The 14,873-nt window shown below is 56.7% G+C and carries 13 protein-coding genes; 7 read left to right on the top strand and 6 right to left on the bottom strand.

Going from position 1 to position 14,873, the window contains the following annotated elements; genetic code table 11:
- Position 1: 1 nt before the first annotated feature.
- Complete coding sequence (ftsY, locus tag ACR8BF_RS01495) at positions 2-1,621, bottom strand: signal recognition particle-docking protein FtsY (protein WP_434745471.1); 1,620 nt, start codon at positions 1,619-1,621, stop codon at positions 2-4.
- A gap of 232 nt (positions 1,622-1,853) precedes the next feature.
- On the opposite strand from ftsY, the gene rsmD reads away from it, so the two are divergent.
- Both rsmD and ACR8BF_RS01485 read left to right on the top strand, forming a co-directional pair.
- The gene (rsmD, locus tag ACR8BF_RS01490; RefSeq protein ID WP_010671526.1) at positions 1,854-2,453 is read left to right on the top strand and encodes a 16S rRNA (guanine(966)-N(2))-methyltransferase; all 600 of its coding nucleotides are present in this window, start codon (positions 1,854-1,856) and stop codon (positions 2,451-2,453) included.
- Positions 2,443-2,715: a DUF1145 family protein gene (locus tag ACR8BF_RS01485; RefSeq protein ID WP_003852192.1), complete on the top strand. Its 273-nt coding sequence runs from the start codon at positions 2,443-2,445 to the stop codon at positions 2,713-2,715. The genes rsmD and ACR8BF_RS01485 overlap by 11 nt, the downstream gene beginning before the upstream one ends.
- Before the next feature lie 26 nt (positions 2,716-2,741).
- Here the strand turns inward: ACR8BF_RS01485 and ACR8BF_RS01480 are convergent, their stop codons facing one another.
- Positions 2,742-3,098: a DUF2500 domain-containing protein gene (locus ACR8BF_RS01480; RefSeq protein WP_179898786.1), complete on the bottom strand. Its 357-nt coding sequence runs from the start codon at positions 3,096-3,098 to the stop codon at positions 2,742-2,744.
- Positions 3,099-3,243: 145 nt separating this feature from the next.
- Here ACR8BF_RS01480 and ACR8BF_RS01475 point away from each other — a divergent pair, with 145 nt between their 5' ends.
- Positions 3,244-3,873 (top strand): lysoplasmalogenase, encoded by a 630-nt coding sequence (locus tag ACR8BF_RS01475; RefSeq protein ID WP_179898785.1) that lies wholly within the window; start codon positions 3,244-3,246, stop codon positions 3,871-3,873.
- A 94-nt stretch (positions 3,874-3,967) separates the two neighbouring features.
- Positions 3,968-6,244, top strand: coding sequence for a zinc/cadmium/mercury/lead-transporting ATPase (locus ACR8BF_RS01470; RefSeq protein ID WP_434745470.1), 2,277 nt, complete (start codon positions 3,968-3,970; stop codon positions 6,242-6,244).
- Between the two features lie 53 nt (positions 6,245-6,297).
- Here the strand turns inward: ACR8BF_RS01470 and tusA are convergent, their stop codons facing one another.
- Complete coding sequence (gene tusA / locus ACR8BF_RS01465; RefSeq protein WP_003852184.1) at positions 6,298-6,549, bottom strand: sulfurtransferase TusA; 252 nt, start codon at positions 6,547-6,549, stop codon at positions 6,298-6,300.
- Positions 6,550-6,753: 204 nt separating this feature from the next.
- Between tusA and ACR8BF_RS01460 the strand changes: the two genes are divergently transcribed.
- On the top strand, positions 6,754-7,419 hold the full coding sequence (locus tag ACR8BF_RS01460) for a 7-cyano-7-deazaguanine/7-aminomethyl-7-deazaguanine transporter (RefSeq protein ID WP_003852182.1): 666 nt from the start codon (positions 6,754-6,756) through the stop codon (positions 7,417-7,419).
- A 117-nt stretch (positions 7,420-7,536) separates the two neighbouring features.
- Positions 7,537-8,091 (top strand): DcrB family lipoprotein, encoded by a 555-nt coding sequence (locus tag ACR8BF_RS01455; protein ID WP_003852180.1) that lies wholly within the window; start codon positions 7,537-7,539, stop codon positions 8,089-8,091.
- Between the two features lie 49 nt (positions 8,092-8,140).
- Here ACR8BF_RS01455 and iolE read toward each other — a convergent pair whose 3' ends face one another.
- The 3 genes from iolE to iolD all read right to left on the bottom strand — a co-directional run bounded on the left by iolE (position 8,141) and on the right by iolD (position 12,098).
- On the bottom strand, positions 8,141-9,037 hold the full coding sequence (gene iolE / locus ACR8BF_RS01450) for a myo-inosose-2 dehydratase (RefSeq protein ID WP_434745469.1): 897 nt from the start codon (positions 9,035-9,037) through the stop codon (positions 8,141-8,143).
- A gap of 47 nt (positions 9,038-9,084) precedes the next feature.
- Positions 9,085-10,095, bottom strand: a complete 1,011-nt coding sequence (locus ACR8BF_RS01445; protein ID WP_013359358.1) for a Gfo/Idh/MocA family protein — start codon at positions 10,093-10,095, stop codon at positions 9,085-9,087.
- Between the two features lie 62 nt (positions 10,096-10,157).
- The gene (iolD, locus tag ACR8BF_RS01440) at positions 10,158-12,098 is read right to left on the bottom strand and encodes a 3D-(3,5/4)-trihydroxycyclohexane-1,2-dione acylhydrolase (decyclizing) (RefSeq protein WP_434745468.1); all 1,941 of its coding nucleotides are present in this window, start codon (positions 12,096-12,098) and stop codon (positions 10,158-10,160) included.
- 545 nt (positions 12,099-12,643) lie between these two features.
- Here iolD and ACR8BF_RS01435 point away from each other — a divergent pair.
- Positions 12,644-14,557, top strand: a complete 1,914-nt coding sequence (locus ACR8BF_RS01435) for a bifunctional 5-dehydro-2-deoxygluconokinase/5-dehydro-2-deoxyphosphogluconate aldolase (protein ID WP_292987013.1) — start codon at positions 12,644-12,646, stop codon at positions 14,555-14,557.
- Positions 14,558-14,873: the final 316 nt, after the last annotated feature.

Here is a 14,873-nt window from a genome sequence, read left to right as displayed (position 1 = left end):
ATTAGTCCTCTCGGGCAAACAGTGCCTCAATAAAATCTTCCGCCTTAAACGGCCGTAAATCTTCAATGCCTTCACCCACGCCAATGTAGCGAATCGGAATACCGAACTGATCGGCTATCGAGAAGATCACACCGCCTTTGGCCGTGCCATCCAGCTTGGTGAGCGCAATACCGGTCAGGCCGACGGCTTCGTTAAACAGTCGGGCCTGGCTGACCGCATTCTGTCCGGTGCTGGCATCCAGCGTCAGCATCACTTCGTGTGGCGCTGAATCATCCAGTTTTTTCATCACGCGGGTGATTTTTTTCAGCTCTTCCATCAGATGCGATTTGTTCTGCAGACGACCGGCCGTATCGGCAATCAGCACGTCAACGCCACGCGATTTCGCTGCCTGAATGGCATCGAAGATCACCGAAGCGGAATCTGCGCCCGTGTGCTGAGCAATCACAGGAATGTTATTGCGCTGACCCCACACCTGCAGCTGCTCAACCGCCGCCGCACGGAAGGTATCACCAGCCGCTAACATCACCGTTTTGCCTTCGGCCTGATACTGGCGCGCCAGCTTACCGATGGTGGTGGTTTTACCCACGCCATTAACGCCAACCATCAGGATGACAAAGGGCGTTTTGCCTGAGACATCCAGTGGCGCATCCACTTTCGTCAGAATAGAAGCCATTTCCGCTTTCAGCAGGCCGTAAAGCGCTTCCGCGTCACGCAGCTGCTTGCGGTTTGCCTGCTGGGTCAGATGGGTGATGATGCGGCGAGTGGTATCCACACCCACATCCGCAATCAGCAGTTGCTCTTCCAGCTCATCAAACAGGTCATCATCAATTTTTTTGCCACGGAACAGGCTGATAAAACCGGAACCGAGGTTCTGACGGGTTTTTACCAGGCTGCGCTTCAGGCGGGCAAAGAAGCCCTCTTTGCTCGGACGCTCCTGCTCCTGCACGATGAGAGGCGCGGCGGCCAGCGGAAGATCGCTGACGGTATCGGATAACGCATCAGCCGGTTCCGCGTCAGTGACTTCGGCGTCACCGAGTGCCAGCGCAGTCAGCTCTTCTTCGCTTAGCGGCGCATCTGCTTCGCTGTGCGGCGTTTCGACAATCCCGGCGTCATCCAGCGCCAGCGCGGTCAGCTCTTCTTCGCTTAACGGTGCGTCTGCTTCGCTCTCCGGGATTTCAACAATCGGAGCGTCGCCCAGCGCCAGCGCGGTCAGCTCCTCTTCGCTTAACGGTGCGTCTGCAGGAGCCTCATCAGCGATCGGCGTGACCACGTCGTCGGCGCCGATACCCGGTTTCGCGTCATGTTCAGGTGCGGAGACGTCCAGTAGCGCTTCAGGATCGGCCTCAATCGGCTCAGCTTCATCGAGCACCATGGGTGCTGATTCATGCGGCGCTGCCGCGGTGACGTCCGCCTCACGCTGCTGTCCGGCCACCGTTTCGGTGATAACGACAGTCTCTTCCGCTTGCGCTTCAGCCTGGCTTAATGCCGGGGCTTCCTGTTCTGTCTGCTGCTGTGCAGGTTCAGTGACCTCTTGCGTCTGCTCCTCTGCTGCAGGTTGTTTCTCTTCCTCTTTGCCAAATCCCAGCCAGGAAAAAAAGCCACGTTTTTTCTCTTTTGCCATTGTGTGACGACACTCCTCGATGGCTTTGTCCTGGTCGCGCGTGGTTTCCAGGGGTAAATCAATGAAAGTCGGTCAGCGCCAGACCAGCGTAAACCGCAGAATAATGCATGACTTCAGCAACTCAGTAGTCTAACACTTTCCAGCCAGCTCACCACAGCACCCTTTTTTAACGTTTCTTCTCACCCATTCGCCCGTTAAACTACGCAACAAATTATGACGAGTTGTGAGCGAGATGAACAAAAACCCCCGCAGTACAGGCGGTGCCGGGCAGATTCGCATCATTGGCGGCCAGTGGCGCGGACGTAAATTACCGGTGCCGGATAGCGCCGGGCTGCGCCCGACCACCGATAGGGTGCGTGAAACGCTGTTTAACTGGCTGGCCCCGGTGTTGCCAGAGGCGCGCTGCCTCGACTGCTTTGCCGGAAGCGGCGCATTAGGACTGGAAGCGTTATCGCGTTACGCGGGATCGGCGACCCTGCTGGAGCTGGAACGTCCGGTGGCGCAGCAACTGACAAAAAATCTGCAGACGCTGCGCGCCAGTAATGGCACCGTGATCCAGACCAATGCGTTAAACTGGCTGGCACAGCCGGGCGAGCCCTTTGATGTGGTATTTATCGATCCGCCGTTTCGTCAGGGATTGCTGGAACAGACGTTGCAGTTGCTGGAGCAGAATCACTGGCTGGCCGATCAGGCGCTGATTTACGTCGAAAGTGAAGTAGAAAATGGCGCACCGCCGGTGCCGCCAGAGTGGGATCTTTATCGCGAGAAAATAGCCGGACAAGTGGCTTATCGTTTGTATCAACGTCAACAGGAGACGCAGGATGTTACTTAATTTGGGGCGTCTGTTGATGCTTTGCGTGTGGGGATTTTTACTGGCTAACCTGGTTCATCCCTACCCGAAACCGCTGACTTATTTTATTAACGTTGCGCTGATTTTCATGATCCTGATGCACGGTCTGCAGCTGGTGTTACTGCGCACCACGCAGACCAAAGATGCGCCGCCGATTGACCGCGTCACCCAGGCCAAAGTGTTTCTGTTCGGGGTGTTCGAACTGGTCGCCTGGCAGAAGAAAAACTTCCCACGCAAGAAATAGTGCCGTGCGGGCGCTATGCCCGCCCGTTACTGTAAAGGCGTGAAGCTGATAAAGCGCGTGCCCTGCATCTTCAGTTCGCCTCTCGCGCCTTTATCCAGCTGGTGATATTCCTCTTCTTTCAGCTGCACTTTAATGTCGCTGGCCCCGTTCAGTGGATGAAACAGCACCTCAAATCGCATCTCTTCTCCGGCGATCACTTCGCGCTGCCGTGAACGGCGATTGGGAGAAGGAAATTCACGTTTGGTTTTGACCTCAGCCTGCAGAGAACGCGCCGGTGACGCATCATTGACCGCCACTTCACGGCGTTGCCTGATGAACTGACGGGTCGCCAGCACGGCGATAATTGCCAGGACGATGATAAAAATTAGCGGCGGTTTGCTCATAGCGCTTTCCTGCCTGCGGGAGAATGAATGAGGCGGCAAAGCATACAACCAGAGTTGCCTGATTGTCACATCTCAGAGGCTTAACCTAAACTGGAAGGGATATTTTGGGATCTTTCACCATTTTGAGTAAAAAAAGGGAGAAACAATGCTCTGGTCTTTCCTCGCTGTACTTTTCTCCGGCTGGCTGTATGTCGATGCCACCTATCGCGGCCCGCAGTGGCAACGCTGGCTGTTTAAACCGGTCACGCTGCTGCTTCTCGTTGGGCTGGCCTGGCAGGCACCGGTGCTGCAGACCACTGACTACCTGATTCTGGCCGGTCTGGTCGCGACGCTGGTCGGTGATGCGTTAACGCTGCTGCCACGTCAGCAGATGCTCTATGCCGTCGGGGCTTTCTTCCTGTCGCACCTGCTCTATACGCTTTGCTTCGCTGCCAGCATGACCATGACCTTCTTCTGGCCGATTCCGCTGACGCTGCTGATCATCGGTGCCGCACTGATTGGCATCATCTGGAGCCGACTGGAGGATCTGCGCTGGCCTGTCTGTACGTTTATCGGCATGACGCTGGTGATGACCTGGATAGCAACCGAGCAGTACTTCTTCCGCCCGACCGATTACAGCTTCTCGATCATGGTCGGTGCCGGTCTGCTGCTGCTGGCAAACGCCGTCTGGTTTATCTCGCACTATCGCCGTCGCTTCACCGCTGACAGCGCGATCGTCGCCGCCTGCTACTTTGCGGGTCACTTTATGATCGTGCGCTCCTTGTGGGTCGTCTGAGAAAATAGTCTTGACTCTGGAGTTCACTCCAGAGTGTAGGATAGCGGGATGAGCCGGGTTGCTCATCCCGCTTTTTTTATACTCTGGAGGTCATATGCATCAACATCACGCCTGTGGCTGCGGCAAACCGCGTGCCAGCCACGCCGCAGCAAAACCGCTGTGCCAGGTTCGTCAGGCCCGTCCCCTCTCCCTTTCTATTCATGCTGCTACGCCGGTAACGGCGGATACAGCGGGCTGTTGCTGTGACAGTAACAGCAGCCCTGGCAATGACGCCGACGCCACCGAAGAAAGCGACCGGCGAGGCTCCAGGCCCTTTAGCTGGCAGGTCAGCGGGATGGATTGCCCGGGCTGCGCCCGCACTATTGAAACCGCCGTCCGTCAGGTAAAAGGCGTGACCGACGCTCGCGTGCTGTTTAGCAGCGAGAAGCTGGTCGTCAACGCCGACCAGGATGTGCAAAATGCCGTTGAACAGGCAGTGAAAAAAGCCGGCTTCCAGCTCGCTACCCCGTCAGCCACCCTGCCCGCCAGTCCGGGCTGGCAGCAAAACCGCCTGCTGATTTTGCTGGCATTGCTGGTGCTTTCCAGCAGCATTCTCAGCCAGTTCGCGCCCGCCTGGGGCGATCGGCTGTTTGTGCTGACCACACTGGCTGGTCTGGTCCCGGTCGCGCGCGGTGCATGGCAGCGCATCCGCAGCGGATCGCCTTTTACCATTGAAACATTAATGACCCTGGCGTCGGCTGGTGCGCTGATTATTGGTGCGCATGCCGAAGCCGCGATGGTGCTGGTACTGTTTCAGCTGGGCGAACAGCTGGAAAGCTATGCCGCCTCCAGGGCGCGCAGCGGTGTCACCAGCCTGATGGCGTTGCGGCCTGAATCGGCTATTCGCCTTGAACAGGGCAAACGTCTTGAAGTACCGCTGGCGGCGCTGCAACCCGGCGATGTGATTGAAGTGGCAGCGGGCAGCCGCCTGCCGGTCGACGGCCGTTTAATGAGCACACTCGCCAGTTTCGATGAGAGTGCGTTAACCGGGGAATCATTGCCGGTAACCCGCGCCAGCGGCGAAAAAATCCTCGCCGGTGCCACCAGCGTGGATCGGCTGGTGATGCTTGAAGTGGTGTCGAAGCCGGGTGAAAGCGCGATTGATCGTATCCTGCAGCTGATTGAGGAAGCGGAAACGCACCGTGCGCCGGTTGAACGCTTTATCGACCAGTTCAGTCGCATCTACACGCCGCTGGTGATGCTGTTGTCACTGTTAGTGATGGTGGTGCCGCCCCTGTTCTTCGCAGGTGACTGGCAGCCGTGGATCTACAAAGGGCTGACGCTGCTGCTGATTGGCTGCCCCTGTGCACTGGTGATCTCAACTCCCGCTGCAATCACCTCCGGGCTGGCAGCGGCGGCGCGACAGGGCGCACTGATTAAAGGCGGTGCGGCGCTGGAACGGCTGAGTTCGCTGCGCAGAATGGCGTTTGATAAAACCGGCACGCTGACGCTGGGCAAGCCACAGCTGACGCAGATCCTGCGATTTGGCAAGACCGCCGAATCAGAGATACTGGCGCTGAGCGCTGCTGCGGAACAGGGTGCGACCCATCCACTGGCCAGCGCTATCGTGTCGGCTGCGCAGGCGCGTGACCTTGTTATTCCTGACGCGCAGGATCAGCAGGTACAGGCCGGACGCGGTATCAGTGCGCAGGTCTCAGGCCAGCAGATTCAGCTGCTGACGCCCGGCCATACTCCCGGTCTGACGCCGCAGCAAAATGCGCAGATTGCTCAGCAGGAAGCCGAAGGTGAAACCCTGGTGGTGCTGATGCGCGATGGCGAAGCGCTGGGTGCGCTGGCCCTGCGCGATCAGCTGCGCGACGACGCCGTGGCGGCGTTAAAAGCGTTGAAAAAGCTGGGTATTGAGAGCCTGATGCTGACGGGTGACAATCCGCGCGCTGCGGCGGCGATAGCCCGCCAGCTGGATATAGATTATCGCGCCAGCCTGCTGCCCGCCGATAAGGTGGCGGCGATCCGTGAACTGAGTCAGCAACAGCCGCTGGCGATGGTCGGAGATGGCATTAACGATGCCCCGGCGATGAAAGCGGCGACGCTGGGCATTGCGATGGGCAGTGGCACCGATGTCGCGCTGGAAGCGGCCGATGCAGCACTGACGCGTAACCAGCTCAGCAATCTGGCCCCGATGATTGCGCTGGCACGCCGGACACGGCGCATCATTCGCCAGAATATCGGAATTGCGCTGGGTCTGAAGGCGATTTTCCTGGTCACTACCCTGATGGGCCTGACCGGACTCTGGCTGGCGGTACTGGCAGATTCGGGAGCGACCGCGCTGGTCACCGCCAACGCGTTGCGGTTACTGCGTCGTCGCGCCTGACTGTGAGGCTTCTGATCGAAGAGTGAGGTTTAAGACGGCCCGAACGGCTGTCGTTAACCTGCCATGCCTTTGCGGATCAGAAACTGGTAGGGCAGCGTGTCGGTCTGCTGCGCCAGCAGGCCATGTTCCATAAAGCGGCAGAAGCCGGGAATATCGCGGGTCGTCGCCGGATCATCGGCGATGATCAGCAACGTCTCGCCATCCTGCAGGCCGCGTACGGTTTTGCGCACCATCATCACCGGCTCCGGGCAACGCAGGCCACGGGCATCCAGCTGATGGTCGGCAGAGGAAAAAGCATCGCTCATAATCAACTCGGTTCAGGTAAAGGGCGCTCATTCTAGCGCGTGCTGGCGGTGAATCAAGGCGATAACGATTGCGCTAAAATTAACCATTGCATAAAAAGCACAACGCGGTAAGATGCCGCCGCTTTTTGCTCATAAAACTGCCAGGCGCTGCCCGAACGGCGTCCCGCAATGGGTTCCCTCACCCCAACATTAAAAAGGTTGAATATGCTCGCATTTTCTTCGCGTCAGCGCATGCATGCGCTTTTCTGGTTGTCGCTGTTTCACCTGCTGGTGATCACATCAAGTAACTATCTGGTTCAGCTGCCTATTTCTGTCTTTGGCTTCCATACTACCTGGGGTGCATTCAGCTTTCCCTTTATCTTCCTGGCGACCGATCTTACCGTGCGTATTTTTGGCGCACCGCTGGCCCGGCGCATTATTCTGGCCGTGATGATCCCAGCGCTGTTTATCTCTTACGGCGTCTCCGCGCTGTTTTATCAGGGTGAATGGCAGGGATGGCAGGCACTGGAAGTGATGAACCTGTTTGTTGCCCGTATCGCCTGCGCCAGCTTCATGGCTTATGCGCTGGGTCAGATCCTCGACGTTCACGTGTTCAACCGTCTGCGTCGTCTGCCACAGTGGTGGATAGCACCGGGCTGTGCCATGTTCCTGGGGAATATCAGCGATACGCTGGCCTTCTTCTTTATCGCCTTCTATAAAAGTCCTGATGCGTTTATGGCGCAGCACTGGGTTGAGATCGCCCTCGTGGATTACAGCTTCAAAGTGCTGATCTGCATGGTCTTCTTCCTGCCCGCCTACGGCGTGCTGCTCAACGCCGCGCTGAAGCGTCTGGCGGAGCGCCAGACCGCCCGCCAGGTAAATTTCGGCTAAGCGCCCATACAGTTTTCTGCTATTACCCGCTAAGATCTTCTGACAATCATCAGGTTGCGTTTGCAACCTGATTCCTGTTGTATTACTGCCTGACTGGAAACTTAAAAAGGGATTCTGATGCGCAACCTGGTGAAATATGTAGGAATGGGTTTACTGGTTCTTGGCTTAGCGGCCTGTGACCAGAAGAAAGATGAAGCGGCAAATGACAACGGCGTCAGCGCCAGTCAGTCGGCGCAGACTGTCACGCTGATGGATGGCAAACTGAGCTTCTCACTGCCACCAGGCATGTCAGACAAAAGCGGGAAACTGGGTTCGCAGACCACAAACATGCACGTTTATGCGGATGAAACCGGTGCCCGCGCCATTATTGTGATTGCCGGTGACCCGACCAGTGATGGGCTGGATGTGCTGTCAAAGCGCATGGAACAGCAGCAGCGTAACCGTGACCCGCAGTTGCAGGTCGTCTCGAACAAATCTGTGACGCTGAAAGATCAGCCCGCACAGCAGCTGGATACCGTGATTTCTGCCAATAACCAGACCTCATGGTCTTCCGTGGTTCTGGCAAAAGTGGATGGCAAGCTGGTGACACTGCAGATTACGCTGCCAGGCGATAATCAGCAGCAGGCGCAGAGCGATGCTGACAACATTGTGAAAAGCATTACGCTGAAATAAAACAAAAGGCTGGCTCTCCACAGGAAAGCCAGCCTTTGTTCAGAGCACGTTATAAACCTGTATTTTCCCGAATATATTTCCGCGCTTTCACTGCATATTCAAAGGGATTAGCCAGCGCAGGATCCTGCTCCGCTTCAACCACCATCCAGCCTTTGTAGCCGTAATCATCCAGGATTTTGAAAACCGGTTTGAAGTCGATCACGCCATCGCCCGGCACGGTAAAGGTGCCCTTTTTCACGCCCTCCAGGAACGAGAGATGGTTCTCACGCACCTCGGCGACCACCTCATCACGCACATCCTTGAGATGAACGTGGAAGATACGCGGCAGATATTTTTCCAGCACTGCCAGCATCTTCTGCTGGGAGCCTTCGGAGTAGTAAACGTGGCCGGTGTCATACAGCAACCCGACCTGCTCGTCGGTCATCGCCATAAACCGGTCGATCTCTTCCGTGGTCTGAATGCCGGTACCCATGTGGTGATGCAGCGTCACGCGCATCCCCTTATCTGCCGCTATGCGGGCAAGTTCGTTATAGCCTTCTGCCGTTAACCGCCACTCTTCATCGGTGAAGATCGCTTTCTTCTCGAACACCGCCAGCGTGGTGCCCTGAATACTTTTGCTCTGCTCGGAGCAGCCAATCACCCGTGCGCCCATCGCATGCAGGAAGTTCATGTGCTCAATGAACTGTTCGATGGTTTTCTCTTTGTCGCCGTTGGCGAAAAAGGTGCTGAACCAGGCGTTGCAGATTTCGATGCCGCGAAGGTCGAGCATCGGCTTCAGAATCGCCGGATCGCGCGGGTATTTGCTCCCCACTTCGCTGCCGGTAAAGCCAGCCAGCGCCATCTCACTGACGGTCTGCTGGAAGGTATTTTCACTGCCGAGATCCGGCATGTCATCATTGGTCCAGCCGATCGGCGCGATCGCCAGTTTTACGTTCTCTTTGTTCATTTTCTTATTCCCAGGCGGAGAGCGGCCAGGCCGCATAGACAGCTGAATCAGTTATAAAAAGCAGGACGCGGCGGCATCTCTACCGGCTCAATCGCACCACTGTTCTGCGCTTTGATGCAGGCATCGGCTGCCACAGAGGCGGCAAAGCCATCCCAGGCAGAAGGACCGGTAAGCTGGCCCGCTTTGATGTCGTTGATAAACGCCTGCAGCTCAACGTCATACGCCTCGATAAAGCGATCTTTCCAGTCCACCAGAATGGTGTTCGACAGACGGGCATCTTTGCGCAGCTGTACTGAAGAAGGCTCCGGCAGGCGGGCAATCCCTTCTTCACCGACCACTTCACACTGAATGTCATAGCCGTAAGCGCAGTTAACGAAGATCTCAACGTCGATGCGCACCCCTTTGTGGGTTTCGAACAGGACGATCTGCGGATCTTTCAGCTGGCCATGCGATTTCGACGTCACGCGCGGGAAGATCACCTGCACCGTTTTATAGTCGTCGTTTGTCAGCCAGCGCAGCACATCCAGCTCGTGGATCAGGGTGTTGGTGATCGCCATCGGCGTGGTGTAGTTCTCTGGCACCGTCGGATTACGGTGTGCGCAGTGCAGCATCAGCGGCTCACCGATGTCGCCATCGGTAATCACCTTTTTCAGGGCGCGATAGCCCGCATCGTAAGGACGCATAAAGCCGACCTGCACAAGGCGTTTACCTGCCTGAATCTCGGCATCCACCACCCGGCGACAGCCCTCGGCGCTCATCGCCAGCGGCTTCTCACAAAAGACCGGTTTACCGGCGGCAATCGCCGCTAAGGTGAACTCTTCATGGGTTGGATCCCATGAGGTGACCAGCACCGCATCAACATTCGGCGACTGAATCACATCGTGCCCATTTTCGAACACCTCCGCCTCAATGTTCAGGCGCTGCAGTGCGGCACGCGCGCCGTCGACATTAATGTCAGAGACGGCAACCACCTGAGCACCCTGCAGCACATGGCTGCAGCGGCGAATATGTTCCTGACCAATTGCACCTGTACCGATGACGCCAAGTTTCAAAGTCATAATTACACCTGTGTAGGGTTCGTACGGAGAAGAGGAAAACGGGCCGCAGCACGGCCCGGAAATTAATATTTGCGCGCCTGATCCAGATGGCTGTTGAGCGTGTCCGCCACCGCCTGCGCACGTTCGGTTTTCGAGGCCTGCGCCACACCGACATGCCACCAGCTGAAATATTTGTGGATCATGGTTTTAGGCAGCACTTTGATGTCGATAAGGGTAGAAACCGTCTGAGTGCGGGCATCTTCCAGCGCCGCTTTGAGCTGCTCCAGCGTGGTGACGCGATAGGTTTTGCAGCCATAACCGGCAGCAATCGCGGCGAAATCGACCGGAATAAAGCCGCCGTCCAGCTTGCCGCCTTCGGGATTACGGAAGCGGAACTCGGTGGTGAAGCTGTCCATGCCGTGTTCCATCTGCAGGTTATTGATGCAGCCGTTGGTCATGTTATCCAGCAGCACCACGTTGATTTTCGCCCCTTCCTGAATTGAGGTGACCAGCTCTGAATGCAGCATCATAAAGGAGCCATCACCGACCAGCGCATAGACCTCGCGCTGCGGTTGCGCCAGCTTCACACCCAGCGCGGCATTCACTTCATAACCCATGCAGGAGTAGCCATATTCGACGTGGTAGGCGTTGTAATCTTTGGTGCGCCAGACGCGCTGCAGGTCGCCCGGCAGACTGCCTGCCGCCGCGACGACCACGGCGTCTTTCGGCAGTTGCTCGTTTAAGGTGCCGAGCACGCTGCTTTGCGTCAGCAGCGACTGCGTCAGGCGGTTAAATTCAGCGAACACCGCTTCGCGGTCGAGATGGTCAGCAATCTCTGGCACAAAGTCGCCATCGTGATATTCCACCTGGTAGACACGCTGTGTCTCTTTCAGCAGCTGGCTCTGCGCCTGCTCAATCTGATTGCCCCAGTCGTTGCTGTAGTGCTGTGAGGCCAGCGCGGCGGTGAGCGCGGTCAGCCCTTCGCGGGCATCGGCCAGCAGCTGCACGCCATCCAGCTTGTAGCTGTCGAAGTTGCTGACGTTGATGTTCAGGAAGCTGACATCGGGATGCTGGAAAATCCATTTCGATGCGGTGGTGAAATCGGTGTAGCGGGTGCCGATGCCGATGACTAAATCAGCTTCTTTTGCCAGCAGGTTGGCGGCCAGACAGCCGGTTTCACCCACGCCGCCGACATTCAGCGGATGGTCAGAGACCAGCGTCCCTTTGCCCGCCTGCGTCTCGGCAAAAGGAATCTGATAACGTTCAGCAAACTGGCGCAGCGCCTCGCCTGCTTCGGAGTATTTCACACCACCGCCACAGATAATCATCGGCTTGCGCTTACGGTTTATCAGCGTCAGGGCATCCGCCAGCTGCGCCGCCACCGGCAGACGGCGATCCAGACGGTGCACGCGTTTCTGGAAGAAGTAGTCCGGGTAATCCCAGGCTTCGCCCTGCACATCCTGTGGAAGAGAGAGCGTGACCGCGCCGGTTTCTGCCGGATCGGTCAGTACGCGCATGGCATTAATACAGGCGGACATCAGCTGCTCCGGGCGGCTGACGCGATCCCAGTATTTGCTGACGGCGCGGAAGGCGTCGTTGGTGCTGATGCTGAGGTCGTAGCTCTGCTCAATCTGTTGCAGCACCGGATCGGGCTGGCGGGTAGCGAAGACGTCGCCGGGCAGCAGCAGCAGAGGAATGCGGTTAGCCGTAGCCGTCGCGGCGGCAGTGATCATATTCGCCGCACCAGGCCCCACGGATGAACTGCAGGCAATAATCTGGCGACGCAGTGACTGGCGGGCAAAGCCGGTGGCGGCATGGGACATACCCTGTTCATTACGGCCCTGATAAACCATCAGATCGCCGCTATCCTGTTCCAGCGCCTGGCCCAGGCCCAGCACGTTGCCATGTCCGAAGATCGCGAAGATGCCTTTGACGAACTTCGTTTCAACGCCATCGACATCAATAAATTGATTATCTAAAAATTTAACCAGCGCCTGTGCCGTGGTCAGTCTGATAGTGCCCATATTCTTCCTTACATGCTGGTGGACCCCGACTTCCGCGACAGCACGCCAGGCGTTGTCATCGGCGGAAAAGGCGACCGGAATAACTGAAACGTGAGGCGATTATAAACAAATATATTTTTCATAAAACACGATTACAGAAGAAACATTTCATTTTGCGAGTGAGATCAAATTTAATGCCTGCTTCAGGTCTGGCGGGGGATTGCAGAGGAGAAATCTGGAACATTTAACAGAGTGTGGTGCATGATGAAAAAATTCATTTCAATGCGGCAGCTTGCCTGACTGGCGTGAGGATTCCTGCGATCCCCTTCACAACCCTGACATACCGCACATCGTGACGACAGAGACTGCGCAGGCGGAAGAGAATCAGGAGTTTTAACTGGTTCACAAAATTGCGATGGATATTTCATTTCGTATTGAATATGGAATTTTTATTCCTCATAATTCCCCTATCGTTTGTCAGACACCCACAGACCCGGAAGCAGAGCGCACCTGGTGTCGGTCTTTTCGCCCGCCCGCTCTGCCAATCACAGAAGGAAACCACAGGTATGAGTACACAACAGAAGCCGCTTGATGTGATTTGTATCGGGCGCATCGCCGTTGATTTTTATGGCCAGCAAATCGGAGCGCGACTGGAAGATGTCACCTCCTTTGCGAAATATCTGGGCGGATCGTCGGGCAACGTCGCCTATGGCACCGCGATTCAGGGGCTCAAATCGGCGATGCTGGCGCGGGTGGGAGATGAGCATAATGGTCGCTTTCTGCGTGAAGCGTTGCAGCGTGTTGGCTGTAACACCGATGCCCTGATCACCGATGCAAAACGTCTGACCGGCATGGTGATCCTTGGGATTAAAGATGAAGAGACTTTTCCGCTGATTTTCTACCGTGATAACTGTGCTGATATGGGGCTGGTGCCGGAAGATATCGACGAAACCTTTATTACCTCTTCCCGTGCGGTAGCGGTAACCGGCACGCACTTATCGCATCCACAAACGCGTGAAGCCGTGCTGAAAGCGCTGGATATCGCCCGCCGCAACGGTCTGCGCACGGCGCTGGATATTGATTACCGCCCGGTCCTGTGGGGACTGACCTCTCTGGGTGACGGTGAAACGCGTTTCATTGAGTCCTCCCAGGTTACGCAGCAGTTACAGGAAGTGGTGCACTACTTCGATTTGATCGTTGGCACCGAAGAGGAGTTTCATATTGCCGGTGGCAGCACTGATACCCTGACTGCGCTGAAAAACGTGCGTAAGGCAAGTCAGGCAACGCTGGTCTGCAAACGCGGTCCGCTGGGTTGCGTGGTGTTTGAAGGGGATATTCCGGATAGCTGGGAAGAGACTCAGTTGCACACTGGCGTGCGCGTCGAGGTTCTCAATGTGCTGGGCGCAGGCGATGCCTTTATGTCTGGCCTGCTGCGCGGCTGGCTGAATGATGAAGGCTGGGAGCAGGCATGCCGTTACGCCAACGCCTGCGGAGCGCTGGTGGTTTCACGCCACGGCTGTGCTCCTGCCATGCCAACCAAAGCGGAACTGGATGACTTCCTGAGCCGCGACAAAGCGGTGAAACGTCCCGATCTTGATAGCCGCCTTAACCATCTTCACCGCGTGACCACCCGCAAGCAGGCGTGGCCGGAGCTGAACGTTTTCGCTTTTGATCATCGCAAACAGCTGGCGGACATGGCGCAGGAAGCCGGTGTCGACGAGAGCCGCATTCCACAGTTGAAACTGCTGCTGCTGGAAGCCGCTCAGCAGGCTGCCGGAGAGGCGGGCTTAGAGAACAAAAGCGGCATTCTGGCGGATACCACCTATGGACAGAAAGCGCTGAATGCCATCACCGGTAAGAACTGGTGGATTGGCCGCCCGATTGAGCTGCCGAGCTCACGTCCGCTGCGCCTGGAGCATGGCAACATTGGCTCGCAGCTGATCGACTGGCCAGCCGAGCACGTAGTGAAATGTCTGGTGTTTTATCATCCCCATGACAGCGCTGAACTGCGTAAAGAGCAGGATGATGTGGTGCTCGACGTCTGGAATGGCTGTAACAAAAGCGGTCATGAACTGTTGCTGGAGGTCATTCTGCCGGAAAGCAATCCGGATAAGAATGAAGCCTATTACCTTGATATGCTGACGCATTTCTACAGTCTGGGCATTCAGCCTGACTGGTGGAAACTGCCACCGCTGTCGGCAGAAAGCTGGCAGGCAATCAGCACGCTGATTGAGCAGCAGGATCCTCACTGTCGCGGCATTCTGTTACTCGGTCTGGATGCACCTGAAGAGAAGCTTAAAGCGGGCTTCGCGGCTGCGGCCAGGGCGCCGTGGGTGAAAGGCTTTGCGGTGGGTCGCACCATCTTTGGCCAGCCTTCGCGCCAGTGGTTACAGGGTGAACTGGACGATCAGGCACTGATAGAGACCGTAAAAGGCAACTATCTGCGGCTGATTGAGTACTGGCGCGCTGCCCGCGCCTGATTTGCTGCTCTGCTATGACCTGTCTCAACCGCGATGGCCTCAGACTGCTGACTTACTCAAGGCAGGGTAAATGTTGCAGCAACAAATAAGCTCAACGCGCAGGTAACATGGTCAGAGGAGCAAAGCGTCCAGCGCCAGGGACGGCGCGGGCCGAGCGGCCATGGATGGCTTAAGCGACTTTCCGATCTGACCATGTTACCTGCGCCGGCGCGAACTCATAGCAGGCAGAGACAGACTTTTTCATCACGCTATCCCAACCGGGATGGCGTTTTTTACTGGTTACCCTCCCAGCCTGCTGGCATTTCATCCCGGCTTT

It is taken from the genome of Candidatus Pantoea rara, from assembly GCF_051136265.1.
GTDB classification, from domain to species: Bacteria; Pseudomonadota; Gammaproteobacteria; order Enterobacterales; family Enterobacteriaceae; genus Pantoea; species Pantoea rara.
This window is presented reverse-complemented; position numbering and strand designations above follow the sequence as displayed.

What these genes read in the sequence shown, in the direction of transcription:
- ftsY (WP_434745471.1), bottom strand. Translation starts at nt 1,621, where the DNA reads ATGGCAAAAGAGAAAAAACGTGGCTTTTTTTCCTGGCTGGGATTTGGC.
- rsmD (WP_010671526.1), top strand. Translation starts at nt 1,854, where the DNA reads ATGAACAAAAACCCCCGCAGTACAGGCGGTGCCGGGCAGATTCGCATC.
- ACR8BF_RS01485 (WP_003852192.1), top strand. Translation starts at nt 2,443, where the DNA reads ATGTTACTTAATTTGGGGCGTCTGTTGATGCTTTGCGTGTGGGGATTT.
- ACR8BF_RS01480 (WP_179898786.1), bottom strand. Translation starts at nt 3,098, where the DNA reads ATGAGCAAACCGCCGCTAATTTTTATCATCGTCCTGGCAATTATCGCC.
- ACR8BF_RS01475 (WP_179898785.1), top strand. Translation starts at nt 3,244, where the DNA reads ATGCTCTGGTCTTTCCTCGCTGTACTTTTCTCCGGCTGGCTGTATGTC.
- ACR8BF_RS01470 (WP_434745470.1), top strand. Translation starts at nt 3,968, where the DNA reads ATGCATCAACATCACGCCTGTGGCTGCGGCAAACCGCGTGCCAGCCAC.
- tusA (WP_003852184.1), bottom strand. Translation starts at nt 6,549, where the DNA reads ATGAGCGATGCTTTTTCCTCTGCCGACCATCAGCTGGATGCCCGTGGC.
- ACR8BF_RS01460 (WP_003852182.1), top strand. Translation starts at nt 6,754, where the DNA reads ATGCTCGCATTTTCTTCGCGTCAGCGCATGCATGCGCTTTTCTGGTTG.
- ACR8BF_RS01455 (WP_003852180.1), top strand. Translation starts at nt 7,537, where the DNA reads ATGCGCAACCTGGTGAAATATGTAGGAATGGGTTTACTGGTTCTTGGC.
- iolE (WP_434745469.1), bottom strand. Translation starts at nt 9,037, where the DNA reads ATGAACAAAGAGAACGTAAAACTGGCGATCGCGCCGATCGGCTGGACC.
- ACR8BF_RS01445 (WP_013359358.1), bottom strand. Translation starts at nt 10,095, where the DNA reads ATGACTTTGAAACTTGGCGTCATCGGTACAGGTGCAATTGGTCAGGAA.
- iolD (WP_434745468.1), bottom strand. Translation starts at nt 12,098, where the DNA reads ATGGGCACTATCAGACTGACCACGGCACAGGCGCTGGTTAAATTTTTA.
- ACR8BF_RS01435 (WP_292987013.1), top strand. Translation starts at nt 12,644, where the DNA reads ATGAGTACACAACAGAAGCCGCTTGATGTGATTTGTATCGGGCGCATC.